This window comes from Shewanella sp. MBTL60-007 (genome assembly GCF_019654915.1).
GTDB lineage: Bacteria > Pseudomonadota > Gammaproteobacteria > Enterobacterales > Shewanellaceae > Shewanella.
In genome coordinates, this window is record NZ_BPET01000009.1 from 13488 (window position 1) to 28327 (window position 14840).

A 14840-nucleotide genomic window follows, 5' to 3' on the forward strand; every position below is an offset into this window, starting at 1 on the left:
TACTCTTACACTTCACACCTTTATTAAACCCGCCTTCAAAATCCTCTACTCGTTTTCTGCGAAAAATAATTTCTATTGCATTTAAACCTTTTTATCTGTTGGCTATGTCTTATTAGTATCACAAGCGCACAAGGAAAGTTGAGTGACGGCAAAAATACGGGTAATGGAGCCAAGGCCGCTTCTAGAACCTGAACTTATAGATAAGGCAAAGCTAGGTGATAAGTCCGCTTTTAAGCAGCTCTATCAGCTACACCACCAGCGTGTATATGCGCTTTGCCTAAGGATCACTGGCCAGGTATCACTGGCCGAGGAAGCAACCCAAGACTGCTTTGTCAGGCTTTGGCAGAAGTTGCCGCTATTTCGTGGTGAGAGTCAATTCACTACTTGGCTACACAGCCTGAGTGTCAATCAAGCCTTATCATGCCTGAAGAAGCACCGCTCATTCTGGTCACGGTTTGTTAGCAGTGATACCGATCTGCAAAGTGTCAGTGATGAATATGAAGACTTAGATAAAATTTTACTCAAACTGCCAGAAAGGGCGCGTATCGTCTTTGTCCTCCACGCGCTAGAAGGTTACAAGCATGAAGAGGTCGCTCAACTGATGGGGATCGCGCCCGGTACAAGTAAGGCGCAATACCACAGAGCGCAAAAGTTACTTGAGGCACTTATAGAGCAAGGCCAAGTCGATATAGGAGGCCGTAATGAATGATGCTAACGCTAAACTGACCCAGTTAATTAATCAGGCACCGCAAGAGCTCGCACCACAAAAAGATCTGTGGGACGGCATTGAACGTCAGCTAGATAAAGCCGAGCTTGAGCAGACTCACAGCCCGAAAACATCGGTATTTAGTCGTCTTGCTGTTGCCAGCATCGTTCTGCTAGTGGGGTTATTAGGCATGAATATTTGGCAACACAATGGTGAGTTTTCAACGTCGACCAAGCCATCGCCCCTATTAGCCACATTAACAGAGATAAAGCAGCAACATCAGCTACAGGTCGAACTGTTAAGCCAGCAGCAACACCTTACCAACTGGCAAGCCAGCGAGTTGGGCTTACCGCTAGACAAAGGTATCGAACAACTCAGAAAAGCCGCAGAGCAGATCTATCAAGCCCTGCAGCAAACCCCTAATGACAAGGAACTTTGGCAGCTATGGCTTTGGACTCAACAGCGAGAAATTGAGTTACTCCAACAAGGCCAGACTCTACCAGTTAACCCATTTCCCCAAGGAGCTTAATTATGAAACCATTATTGAACAGCACGCTGATGGCAGGTGCACTTTTATTAAGTCATATCGCCATTGCTGGAGAGGCCATCGAGCAACAGCAAACGGTCGAGGCGAATCCAAAAGTAAAAGTAAAAGTGCAGCGAGGTAACGTCAGCTTTAAATCTTGGGACAAAAATGAGATCACCGTAAAAGGTACACTGGACGACCTCAGCGAAGGCTTCACCTTTTCAGTCAAAGGTAACAATGTCACCATTGAGGACACCCTGCCCCGTCAATACAGTGGCAATAACAAGCAGGGCTCAGAGTTAGTCATCACTCTTCCTCGTAAGCTTAAGCTTGAAGCAGAGGGCGTATCGGCAAACTACAGTCTAGATAACCTCCAAGGCGCATTAGAGGTAAGCTCCGTCAGCGGCAATATCAAAGCCACAACTCTTAGTGACAAGACCATGTTGCAAACCGTATCTGGTGATATTTTGACTCGAGGTTTAACAGGCAAGAGTCAGCTGCAAACGGTTTCTGGTGACATCAAAGATACCCAAAGCACAGGCACATTAAGCTATCAAATGGTAAGCGGTGAGCTAACAGCAGACACTAAGGCAAATAAAGTGACAATTGAATCTGTTTCAGGGGATGCGACTATTGCACTAGGCAGTGTTGATACACTATCAGTCAAGACTGTAAGCGGGGATTTAGAACTCTCACTCAAAAGCTTACAAAACCGCGCCAAATTGGGCAGTGTCAGTGGTGATATCGAAATGCGATTTCTTGGCGATATCGATGTGAGCTTCAATATTAACGGCGGCCCCAGTGGCAAGATCAATAATAAGTTAACCGACGATAAGGTGACAAAAGAGAAATACTCGCCCCAAAGCTACTTAAAGTTCCAAACCGGTGATGCTCGTGCCGAACTCAATGCTTCTACTATTAGCGGTAAAATTGAGTTACTGAAGTAAACGATTAAAGTTATACAGGTTCCAATAAATACAAGCTTTACTTCTTCATGCAAATAACAAAGGCTGCAACCACTATGAGTTGCAGCCTTTTTTTTCTTTAGAGCTTTGCCAGAAAAGAGGCGCCTAGTCTAACTGGCCGCGGTGCCAATAAAGGAGAGAAATTCCTTTGCTGCAGGAGTTAAAGCACGAGACTTTAAATAAACGGCACCATAATCCACATTTATATGAGGCATATCTTTGACGTTTAATAGCACTAACCGTCCAGCTTCTAACTCGTCCTCAATAGTCACTTGAGGTAAAAGACCTATCATATCGCTGTTATAAAGCAGCAACCGTATAGATTGAAACATCTCGAATCTCAGTAGACCAGAGAAAGCCTGCCGACTTGAATCAAATAGATCGCCAAACTGGTTTTCTATTTCATGGGTGGTAGAGCGAGGCAAGGCAATTGGGAAGTCTTTTAATCTCGGTGTATAAAGGTTCACCTCTCTAATGAGTGGGTGCTCAGGCCTACAACAAAAAACACCGTGAGAGTGACAATAGTTAATCACTTCTAAATCATCTCGTTTATCGAAGCCTGTAACTTTAGTTTCAGAAACAAACAGGTCCAACTCCCCTCTAGAAAGCAATTCACTCAACTCACTAACGTCTCTCGTTCGTAACTCAACACTGATCGACGGAGAGTATCTTGAAAACTCACTAAGGATCTCACTCAATATATTACTTGAAGCTAGCGTGCCACCACCAATAACCAACTTACCGATTGATTTACCACTATTAACTCTAATATCAGATTCAAGTAGGTGTACACCACTCAATATCTTATCACTATGCTTTAAGACTAGATCCCCATGAAAGGTTAACTTGACATGACGTGAGTCACGAGTAAATAGCTGCACCCCAAGGTTCTGCTCCATCTTCTGAATACTGCGTGTCAAAGAGGGTTGAGTAATGGCTAACTTATCTGCAGCAACACTGAAGCTCTTACATTCAGCCAGCGCCACAAAGTGTTTTATATGCCTTAACTCCATATACTCACCCAACAAAAATTCGTTAATCTAAATAAACTCAAACGCGTCATTAGCTTCAGCTAATAAATAGATCATACCAGTTGAAGGTTAACCCTCGATTAAGCCAACTTAACCCAGCAGCCCTAACAAACTATTCCAGATATAACATCAACTCAAGCTTTGCCTCGCCAAAGTGTTACAACTTGTATCAATTGTAACCATCCCAGACTTAGGCCATTTCAACGGCATAAAACATCGATATTTCAATACCACAAACTCGATAGCGAGACGTTTTTGCAAACACAGGCGAAGATAACTCAACCAAAAACTGAACATATTCTTCATAAAAAAAACTGAAATACCTATTAGCTATCACTGCATTCATTCTGACTATTGGCCATAAAAACAACAAACGATTAACAATTGGGTTGCACAAATACAACCAAAAGGCAGAACAATGAAAATAAAAAAAATAAGTTTGATGACCCTAGCGGCGATTTATGCCGCCAGTGCTGGGGCGGCGGCCAGCTCAAGCACTGATGACAATATACGCAGTATCGAGATCACCGATGCGATACTTAAATATAATGAGGATATAAAAAACCGTAAGCAACGTAATGGCAGTATCGATGCAGCCAGAAACAACATGGGCAAAAACGTTCATCGTGCCATAGCAACATCGACAGATAGGAAGGTTCCGTTTCAATACCAAGCCGGGCTAATCGGCGAACAAACCTACATTGTAGAGCTAAGCGATAAACCCGTCTCTCTATATCGAGGAGGGACTGCACATTATCAAGCAACCTCTCCCACGATGAATAGTGTGCCAGTCATGCTTAATGCCAGAGCACACAATAAGCTAGATGTACAAAGCAGTGCAGTTAAGAGCTACAGTCGTTACCTCACCGAAAAGCAAGACTCTGTTTTAGCCTTGATATCTGGGCAGGCAGAACTCAAAAACCGCTATACCTTGGCCTTTAACGGTATGGCCATAAAAATGACGCAAGAGCAAGCGGCAAGACTAGCTCAGGAGCCAGGTGTACGTAATGTGAGTCTAGAAAAGCGCTATGAACTTCATAGTGATACAGGGCCAAAGCATATCGCAGCAGATGGATTGTGGACGGGCTCTGCTGCAGATGATAAATACAAAGGTGAAGGCATAGTTATCGGCGTCCTCGATACGGGTATCAATAGTGACCATCCCTCCTTTGCAGCGGTGGCTGGTGACGGTTACATCCATCAAATGCCTACACGTTATAACCACTATTTAGGCGATTGTGAGAAAGCCGAGTTTGTTAACATGTGTAACGACAAGCTTATCGGCATTCGCTCCTATGAAAGTATCACCGACAGTTACATGGACGGCGCATTCCAGCCAGATCAACCCTCTTGGAATATTACCGAACCTAAGCGTCCGCAAAATGGTGAAGACTACAATGGCCATGGTTCTCATACCGCATCGACCGCAGCGGGTAACGAGCTATTTAATGTTGACCATGTCTTAGGAACACCAGGTGAGACAGGAGATGGGGTCTCAACCGGCTTGCAATTTGAGCATCTTTCAGGGGTGGCTCCAAGAGCGAATATCATCATGTATCAAGTCTGCTATCCAGGCGATGGCAGCTATGGTGATGGCTATGGCGGTTGTCCGGGCTCTGCACTACTTGCAGGTATTGAAGATGCGGTAGCTGATGGTGTTGACGTTATTAACTACTCGATAGGCAGCACCTTTGGTACTTTCCCGTGGGATGATCCTATGGAGCTTGGTTTTCTTGCGGCTCGTGAAGCGGGAATCTCTGTTTCCGCATCGGCGGGGAACTCCTACGCACCACAATATGCTAGCCAAGCACGTGGCGCAATCGATCACTTCTCTCCTTGGTTAACCTCTGTCGCCGCAAGTACCCACGGGCGAGAGATTAGCGTTGAAGGCAAGATGATTACTGCTGCTACGGGGGGCGACCAGCCTCTTCCAGATCTAGAGGGGGCGGGGATCTCTGGGGAATATACAGGCCCAGTGATAGAAGCTAAAGCCTACGGCAACGAATATGAAAAGTGTAATGATCCCTTCCCAGAAGGTTTCTTCGACACCGATCCACAAGGCACACCTTTCTCAACAGCCCCTATCGTTGTGTGTAAGCGCGGTGATATCCCCCGGGTGACCAAGGCGACTAATGTTCAATCCGGTGGTGCAGGAGGCTTTATTCTCTGGAATGCGAGTTACGCAGATCCCGTTCATAACGACCCTTACGCAATCCCAGGCATTAACATAGATAACGGTAATTACGCTGGTAACTATGCTAATGGTTATTTTGGACTACAGGATTGGCTAGCCTCTGGAAGCGATCACTCGTTAACGATTACCGCTTCTGAAGTGTTCCTTAGTCAGCGGAATGCCGACTATGTGGCCGATTTCTCATCCCGTGGCCCTAACCTAGAAGCGCCCGATGTCATGTCACCCAACGTAGCTGCACCCGGTGTCGATGTGTATGCCGCATGGGCCGATGAAATGCCCTTTAGCATGTATGGTATGCCAGCCGATTACGCCGCCATTAGCGGTACCTCGATGGCTGCGCCACATGTTGCCGGCGCTATGGCATTACTAAGTCAATCACATCCTAATTGGACACCCGCTCAGATCCAGTCCGCTCTAATGACGACCGCCTCACTAGAAGGAGTAACCCGTTCACGTGATGGCTACCCATTCGATCCTGTCGATGCAGGTCATAGCGATGCTGGTAGCGGCGTCATTAATGTTTCACGAGCTAATCAAGCTGGATTACTACTCGATGAGACAGCCGAAAATTACCGCGCTGCGAATCCAAATAATGGCGGTAACATCCATACTCTCAACCTGCCTTACTTCTATCATGATAGCTGCCCAGGCACTTGTAGTTGGATGCGGACGGTTACCGCAACCCAAGACGGTACTTGGAGTGTGGATGCCAACCCACTTGAAATCGACGGCGCACCAATGCTAGAGCTCGAGGTTTCGCCAAAGCAATTTACTCTGCAAGCCGGCGAGTCTCAGACAATCAGCTTAAAAGCAAAAGTGTTACAAATTGAAGCTATCGGAGCTAACTCCTCAGTCATTCAGCTATCAGGGGCTGTATCCTTGACACCGAGTAATAGCGCCTTACCTAATCAGCACCTTCCTGTCGGTGTGCGTTATAGCGGCGACACCCTTCCCTCTGAGGTTTCAGGCATTATCCATAGAGAACAAGGGCACACCCTAACGCCAATGCTTAATACCGCAGAAATCCAGTCATTTAATTCCCAAGTCTTTGGTCTAAGTAAAGGTGAGCGTCACGATGCAGAGCTTCAACGTGCCGAAGTCAGAATGTACTCAGACGGTTTCACACGCCAAGAGATCGAAGATGGTGGTGCTAAAGTCATATTCTTCGATGTGCCAGAAGGGACAAAACGTGTCGTCTGGGAAGTGCTTTCAGCGCCTAAACATGCCTATACCTCTATTGACTTAGGTATGGATGTAAATGGCGACGAAGATATTCAATGGCTAGATGAAGCTCTATGTTATTCATGGACCGATAATGGTGACTTCTGTGCCATCAACAACCCAGTTCCTGGCAGATACTGGGCCATTGCCGCAAACTGGAAGTTTGACTATGAGGATGAAAAAAATCTTGCCGATGAGTTTGCACTAAGCTTAGGCATAGTTGGAGGAGAAGATGACGGCAACCTTAGTGCCGAAGGTCCTGCAACCAACGATGGCTTAACGCCCTATCAAGTCAAGCTCAACTATAACCTCCCAGGAGCCGTTGAAGGCGATACCTACTACGGCGTGGTTGCGATGGGCAGTGACGAGTACAACGCCACAAACTTGGGTGACTTTGCCGTTAAGCTACAACACTTTGGTACGGACACAGAAGTTAGCGCCTCGCAAACTGCCGCTAAAGAAGGGGATATTGTCGACTTTGTGGTTAATTTAGCCCCCAACTTACTGGCAGGAGAAAGGGAGTTTAGTCTAAATGCGAGCTTAAGTGATGGCATGCAACTGATCACAGACTCAGTCAGTGTGGGTGGTGTCGGTAACTACACAGATGGACTCATGGTCGAAGGCAATGACATTAGCGTGAATGCCACTCAACCTTCATCAAGTGACATGCCACGCCACTATGTGTTTACCACTAACCTTAGCGATGCCACCTGTAAGGTACCTTATGGTGACGATGAGACCTTCTATGATCTGCCTATGCAGGGTTTCAATCATATGGGAATTTCAGGCCTGTCGAATCAAACGGTATTCATCCCACTGAGTGAGAGCGGCTTACCCCATGTACCGCTTTACGGTAATCCAGAAGTGTTTGGTCAAGATATTCTCGCGATTTCGCCCTTTGGTTATGTACAGTTTGATCCTATGCCTGACTTCTGGAATATGAATCTGCCGTTCGATGACGATTTCCAAACCTTCCCCGATACCATGGTCGCTCCTCTGTGGCGTGGTGATGTGAGAATGCCCGAGCCAAGATTAAACTGGGAGACTTTCCGCTATGAGCATGTCGTTTATGGTGCCATTACAGATAAGCACTATATTTTCCAGTGGGATGGTGGTGAAGAATGGAGCGCATTCTTGAGCGGAAACTCGAACCCGGATCCTGATGCCAAGTTCAATGTGCAAACCATTATTGCAACAGATATCAGCTTCGATGCTGAAACCCCTGAAATTATTTTTGCATACAAGACACTAGAGTCTAACAACGATCACCTCGGCTCTATCGGTCTGCACGGATATTGGGGCGAGCGCGCAAGCATGGGGCCTGCCTTTGGATGGCTTAACGATGGGTTTGCCTACAAAGATGTAAACGAAAAAGTGTCGGCGGGCACGGTTGTCTGCGCCGACTACCGTGGTCCAGAGCAGACAGCTGTATCACTTAAGTTCTCTGCTCGTGTATCGGCATCCGCTATTGGTAACGAAAACTCACTGATAGTCGCAAGCCAATATGCAGACTCGGAGTTACTCACTATCACCCATAACTTGGCTGCGCCAAGTAATATTACACTTGCACCTATAGCTGATATGACAATGGAGGAAAATACCACGCTTGAAGGCATAACCGTGATGTACAACGATGTGAAAGGAACTGCAAACGGCATCATAGTTAGCGGTGAAAATATCACAGCAACGATTAACGGTGACAGCTTTGCTATCACGCCTGACAACGATTGGCATGGCACAACTGAAGTTACCGTTACGGTGCATGATATGGCTTACCCTTCGGATCAAGCGTCAACCCGCTTTATGCTAACGGTAAATTCTGATGGGGTAGAGCCTACTCCGCCACCAGCAGAAGAGTCGCCAGATGAGCAACCAGAGTCAGATTCAAGTGGTGGTAGCTTAGGCTTCTTAGCGCTAGCCTTACTCGGAGTGCTAGCTGCGGGTCGCAGAAAGTATCAATAGGCTTACGTAATAAAAATAAATGGAAGTCATCAAAAGGGCCCTTGCGGGCCCTTTTTTCGAAATATCTAATTATGAATATTGACCTAAGGCTGGTTACAAAACGGGTTACTTTGTTTTTTTATATACCCATTTCCATTCTCAAGCATCAACTGTAAAAAACGCTTAGCCGCAACGCTCGCCTGACTTCGTAGCATCACCACACTAAAACACACATCCAACTGTGGCATATCGACGGGTTTAAAAATATGTAACTCATCCGCTACCGCTTCATCGAATAACGCCACCTGAGGGGTTAGGGCTAACATCTGCGAATGCTGCATGGCCGCCTTAATCGGCGGAAAAGCGTCATAATGTAAAAGCCCTGCAAAATCACTTCGATACTCAAACAAGAGATCACCAAACATATCAACAACGCCTGCGGGTAAATTCCTCGGTATGGCGATGGGGTATTGGCGAATATCCTCTAAACTCAAGCTATCACGCTGTGCAAGGGGGTGATCTTTTCTGGCACAGAAAACGGCGTTATAGGTGGGTAGGTTAAAACATTGAACTAAGGCTTCGTGGCCTATCTCCTCTCCTCTAACATCTGTCACCAACAGAGATAATTTTCCCTGAAGCAATTTGACTAAGTTAGCCTGCCAAGTCCCCTCTCCCAATTCAACATGCACATCGGGGTAGCGATCGATAAAACGGCCTATGGCAGGCCCAAGTATGGTGTTCGCAGGAACTGGACTCGTCCCTATCGCAAGGTGTCCACTGCTTTTTCCCTGCAGGTACTGCAACTCTTTTCGCAAGGTGTCGACACCTTGAATGATGCTTTCACTATGATTGAGCACCAGCTCACCCGATGGCGTCAACGACATCGCTTGATGACCACGGATTAACAGCTCTGTCCCAAGCAACCCTTCCAAACGCTGAATACTCCGAGTCAGTGACGGCTGTGCTAGGTTCAGTCGCTGCGCCGCCTTTTGGTAATTCCCCTCTCTGGCTAACACAGTAAAATTTTTTAAATGTCTAAATTCAATCAAGACTCATCCGAAAGTCATCCATTAACAGATTAACAACATACTCAGGTTAAAAATAATGGACAAGTAAGCGGCTGTTACAACTTGTATCGATAAGCCTAAAAAAAGCAAACAACCATAAAAAACATAACCCGTTGTTATACATAAAATAAAGAATGGCTCCCTCATAGATGTATACAGAATGCGTATCGAAGCATACGTATAACACATTAGCCGTTAACAGCTAGCTACCGTAAAAACAAAGTGCAAAATTAACAACTTTGCAACAACAAACAACAAGGAATGGAACATGAAACTCAAGAAAATTAGCGTAGTCACCATGGCTGCGTTATATGCTACTGGGTTAGGGACGCTAGTCGCGAACCCTCTATCCATAGACACCACCAATGGTGGTAATAGTGAACTCATCGGCATAAAGCTTACACCAGAGCAAATCGAACAATATAAAAACAAGCCAAAACACCCTGGTGTCAATCAAGCAAACCGTCCAGGCCAAGTCGGTATGAACGTGCACCGTGCCGCCAAAGGCAGCAGCCATAAAGCCCCGTTTGTATGGGAAGATGAAATTGAAGGCGAACACACCTACATTATTCAGTTAATGGATGCGCCTATTGCACTGTATCAAGGTGAGCGACCTGAGTTTGCAGCAACCTCTCCACGTAGTCAGCAACCATCGATGCGTAGCAGTGAGCGCTTCGGTACACTCGATGTTAAGAGCCAAGCCGTTAAGAGCTACCGTAACTTCTTAACTGAGACTCAAGACTTAACCGCAAGCAAGATCAGAGCGGTCGCACCACGTGCCGAGATCAAGCGCCGCTTTAACGTTGCGCTAAACGGCATGACTATGACTCTAAGCCAACAAGAAGCAGCTAAAGTTGCCGAGCTGGCTGGTGTGAAAGCTGTGACTCGCGCTAAAGAATACAAACTCTTTACCGATGTCGGCCCTAAGCACATTGGCGCAGATATGGTTTGGCAAGGTAACGGAGTACCCGATGGCGTAGAGATGCGCGGTGAAGGTATCGTTGCCGGTATTATCGATACCGGTATTAACTCAGATCACCCTTCTTTTGCGGCCGTTTCTGGCGATGGTTACGTTCATAGCAATCCACTCGGCGAAGGCAATTTCGTCGGTGACTGTGTTGAATATCCAAACATGTGTAATAGCAAACTTATCGGTGTACGCTCATACGATATCATTACTGATACCTTTAAAGACCCAGTATTCCAACCCGATATTCCAGAGTGGGAAGTTGATTATAAACGAGCACCAAACGGTGAAGATTACAACGGCCACGGCTCACACACTGCAGGTACTGTTGCCGGTAACGTTCTACACGATGTCGCCTTTCAGCTAGCAGGGATCACAGAGAAGTCTGATGGTTTCGATACCCCATTAGTCTTCCCAGAGATCTCTGGTGTTGCCCCTCGCGCCAACATTATTGCCTACCAAGTCTGTTACCCTGGTGGTGGCTCATTTGGTGAGACCTATGGTGGTTGTCCTGGTGATGCACTTGTTGCGGCAATTGAAGATGCGATTGTTGATGGCGTGGACGTTATTAACTTCTCAATTGGTGGTCTTGAAAGCTTACCTTGGTACGATGCCATTGAAATGGCATTCCTATCTGCACGTGAAGCCGGTATTTCAGTTGCTGCATCGGCAGGTAACTGGGGCCAATATGGTCCATCTTATATCGACCACGTATCACCTTGGTTAACCTCTGTTGCTGCAAGTACCCATGGCCGTCAAATTGAGCCTGTTGCGGGTCGCATCAGTGACTATGTGGGTGCCAATGCACCTGAAGATATCGAAGGTTACGGGATCACAGGCGACTTTACCGGTAATTTAGTCGATGCAGCAGATTTTGGCGATGAACTGTGTTTAGAGCCGTTTGCAGAAGGCACCTTTGAAAGTGACGATATTGTCCTATGTAAGCGTGGTGATATTGCCCGCGTACAAAAAGGCGTTAACGTTGCCGAAGGCGGCGCTGGCGGTGTAATCCTTTATAACGCTATCTCTTGGGATGATGGTCGAGGCGGTAATAGTCTTAACTTAAACCCATTCCCAATCCCAGGTATGCACATCGATATGGCATCGGGTAATGCGCTTGTGGACTGGGTAGCAAACTCAGAGACAGCACCTCAGCTCAGTATCTACGCATCTGAAATCACCACCACAGAACGTGAAGCCGATATCTTAGCTAACTTCTCATCTCGTGGGCCAAGCACAACGAACCCAAATACTATGGTGCCTAACGTATCTGCGCCGGGTGTCGATGTTTTTGCCGCCTACTCAGATGAAATGCCATTTAGCCTGTATCCAGCACCAAGCGACTATGTGGCAATCAGCGGTACCTCGATGTCAGGTCCTCATGTTGCGGGTGCACTGGCCTTGCTAACACAGGCGCATCCACAATGGACGCCAGCGATGATCCAGTCAGCATTGATGATGACGGCACAATCAGGCAAAGCCTATAACAATGATTATCCACCAACACTGGAAACTGCCAGTTTCCATCAAATGGGTAGCGGCGTCATCAATGTGGCTAGAGCGGTAAAAGCGGGTCTTGTCATGGATGAGAACGGTGACAACTACCGCGCAGCTAACCCAATGGAAGGCGGTGATGTAACAGCGCTTAACGTACCTTATCTAGTCAATGCTGAGTGTAAAAGCACCTGTACTTGGATGCGTACCTTTACCGCAACACAAGATGGTGAGTGGACCGTTGATTCAGAAGTACTTGAAATGGACGGCGCACCGTTCTTAGAGCTAGACGTGCATCCAAAGACCTTTATGGTTAAAGCCGGTGAAACTCAAAGCATCATGGTAACGGCCAAAGTGCTAGATGTGACCTCGGTGAACGCGAGTTCAGCTAACCTTGATCTGTTCGGTAAGGTTCACCTAACACCTGCAGATAAATCGGTTCCGAATCAATACCTACCGGTTATCGCAAGCTTTAGCGGTTCAAACCTTCCTGAAATCGTATCGGGCCTTATCCACCGTGATAACGGTACCTTGTTGACACCAGAGCTAATGACAAAAGAGATTGCAGAACTCAATGTTAAAGTTCACGGCTTAACGGCAGGTGATGTGGTTGAAAGCCAGCTAAGCGCGGCCTATGTCAACTTCGAAGATCCTGAAACCATGGTAGATAACCCTGGTATCAAAGTGCACTTTTTTGACGTACCAGAAGGTACAGCACGTATCGTTTGGGAGCAGGTATCAGAAGATAAAGCGGCAGCTTCATCCCTCGATATCGGTATGGATCTTAATGAAAATGGTCTAGTTGAATGGTATGACGAGGCGATCTGTTATTCGTTTACCGATGTACAAGACTACTGTGCAATCAACAACCCTGTTCCAGGTCGCTACTGGGCGATGCTAGGTAACTTTAAACGTCCTTGGGGCGATGAAGAAGATACACTAGATACCATCACCACAAGCTTAGCGATTATTCCAAGTATGGATAATGGTGACTTAAGCGTGACTGGTCCGCAAACGACTAACGGTTTAGAGCCCTATAACTTAGCCATGAACTGGTCTCTAGAAGGCGCAGCTAAAGGCGATCGTTTCTATGGATTAGTCGAAGTCGGAAATAGTGCTGACAATGTGGGCAACCTTGGCAAGATGGCGCTCAACTTAGTCCATGCTGGTGACGATGTGATGATTAACACCAGTCAGCAGCAAGCTAAAGAGGGTGATATTGTTCAAGTTAATGTTCAGATGGCACCTAACATGGTTGGCCTAGAACGTGATGTGAACATGCAGCTAAACCTGCCAGAAGGTTTACAGCTTATTGCTGACTCAGTAACGGCAAGCAGCAGCAACCAAGACTTGGCCGATGCACTTACCGTTGAAGGCAATCAAATCAGTCTTGCTACAATGCAGCAGGCCAGCAATAGCCAGGCACGTGAGTATCAGTTTACGACCAGTGAAGATGATATGACTTGTCGTGTTCCTGTTGGTTCAAACCCATACTACCTCGACCTATATGGCGAAGCCTACATCGAGCCTGAATTTGCCATTGGTGGCCGCGCGAATGAAACCATTACCGTGCCATTAAGTATCTTCGGTGTCGATAGGATCCCACTTTACAACAACAATCCAGACTACATGGAGAAAGACACGCTGACTATCTCGCCAGCGGGTTTCATTCAACTTGATAGTATGCCGCTATTCTGGCCCCTGCACTTCCCAATGGATGAACAGTTCTTCCCAGATACAGTGATTGCACCGCTTTGGCGTGGTGATGGATTTATGCTACCGGGCTTCGATATGGAGACAGAAGCTTATGATGGTGTATCTCTCGCATCGACCACAGATGGTCGCTACCTGATTGTCGAGTGGGATAACATGCGCCAAGAGTTTGCCTTCGGTGTTAACTTTGACCCTGACTACGATGCACGCTATAGCTTCGAGCTTATTGCATCAACTGAGCTGAACTTCTCTGCAGGCGAACATGAGTTTATCTTCGCTTACGATAAGATCACAGGTAAGAAGTCGCACTTAGGTTCTATTGGTCTGCATGGTTTCCATGGCCCACGTGGCACCTTCGGTCCAGCTTATGGCTACACCGGTGACAGCTACTCCTTCAACGATGTTGATGAGAAAGTCTCTGAGGGTCTAGTGGTTTGTGCTAACTACTTTGGCCCCGAGCAATCAGCTATTGAAGTGTCATTCTCTGCACGTGTTGCCGCGGCGGGTGTAGGCCAAGATCTACAGATCTCTGTAGACAGTGATTACACAGGCAGCGACAGCATCACCACAACATCAGTGCTAAAAGTGCCTTCAAATCTTGCGATTGGTGCCTTAAATGACATGAGTGTTGATGAGAATGAAAGCATCAGCTTTGAAGTGATGGTTCAGGATAAAGAAAACACAGCCAACGGCATTCAAGTGTCTGCAGAGCATGTAACTGCAGTAGTTGAAGGCAGTATGGTGACACTGACTCCTGACGCAGATTGGCATGGCGACACCACGGTGACCGTAACGGCCCATGACTTAGCCTTCCCTAATGACGCAGTGCAAACTAGCTTCACTCTCACGGTAAACTCAGATGGCACAGAGCCGACTCCGCCACCAGCGGAAGAGACTCCAGATGTTGAAGAGCAAGATACCGACTCGAGCGGTGGTAGCTTAGGCTTCCTAGGTCTTGCACTACTAGGCTTATTCGCAGCTGGTCGTAGAAAGCTGCACTAAAATCGCAGTTAGA

Annotated in this window: 7 protein-coding genes; 5 read left to right on the forward strand and 2 right to left on the reverse strand. The window is 46.8% G+C overall.

Going from position 1 to position 14840, the window contains the following annotated elements; genetic code table 11:
• Nucleotides 1-163 precede the first annotated feature (163 nt).
• From K5Q92_RS04605 to K5Q92_RS04615, 3 genes are read left to right on the forward strand one after another with little or no spacing between them, the layout of a single operon-like run.
• Complete coding sequence (locus tag K5Q92_RS04605; RefSeq protein WP_220767942.1) at nt 164-709, forward strand: RNA polymerase sigma factor; 546 nt, start codon at nt 164-166, stop codon at nt 707-709.
• Nucleotides 702-1235 carry a hypothetical protein gene (locus K5Q92_RS04610; RefSeq protein ID WP_220767880.1) on the forward strand — a complete coding sequence of 178 codons (534 nt, stop codon included), beginning with the start codon at nt 702-704 and terminating at the stop codon, nt 1233-1235. Before K5Q92_RS04605 ends, K5Q92_RS04610 begins: the two co-directional genes overlap by 8 nt.
• A 2-nt stretch (nt 1236-1237) precedes the next feature.
• Nucleotides 1238-2179: a DUF4097 family beta strand repeat-containing protein gene (locus tag K5Q92_RS04615; RefSeq protein WP_220767881.1), complete on the forward strand. Its 942-nt coding sequence runs from the start codon at nt 1238-1240 to the stop codon at nt 2177-2179.
• Between the two features lie 128 nt (nt 2180-2307).
• On the opposite strand, the gene K5Q92_RS04620 is transcribed toward K5Q92_RS04615, so the two are convergent.
• Nucleotides 2308-3210 (reverse strand): LysR family transcriptional regulator, encoded by a 903-nt coding sequence (locus tag K5Q92_RS04620; RefSeq protein ID WP_220767882.1) that lies wholly within the window; start codon nt 3208-3210, stop codon nt 2308-2310.
• Nucleotides 3211-3646: 436 nt separating this feature from the next.
• Between K5Q92_RS04620 and K5Q92_RS04625 the strand changes: the two genes are divergently transcribed.
• Nucleotides 3647-8605 carry a S8 family serine peptidase gene (locus tag K5Q92_RS04625; RefSeq protein ID WP_220767883.1) on the forward strand — a complete coding sequence of 1653 codons (4959 nt, stop codon included), beginning with the start codon at nt 3647-3649 and terminating at the stop codon, nt 8603-8605.
• Nucleotides 8606-8688: 83 nt separating this feature from the next.
• Here K5Q92_RS04625 and K5Q92_RS04630 read toward each other — a convergent pair whose 3' ends face one another.
• Nucleotides 8689-9633, reverse strand: a complete 945-nt coding sequence (locus tag K5Q92_RS04630) for a LysR family transcriptional regulator (protein WP_220767884.1) — start codon at nt 9631-9633, stop codon at nt 8689-8691.
• A 286-nt stretch (nt 9634-9919) separates the two neighbouring features.
• Here K5Q92_RS04630 and K5Q92_RS24445 point away from each other — a divergent pair, with 286 nt between their 5' ends.
• Nucleotides 9920-14827 carry a S8 family serine peptidase gene (locus tag K5Q92_RS24445; RefSeq protein ID WP_220767885.1) on the forward strand — a complete coding sequence of 1636 codons (4908 nt, stop codon included), beginning with the start codon at nt 9920-9922 and terminating at the stop codon, nt 14825-14827.
• Nucleotides 14828-14840 lie beyond the last annotated feature (13 nt).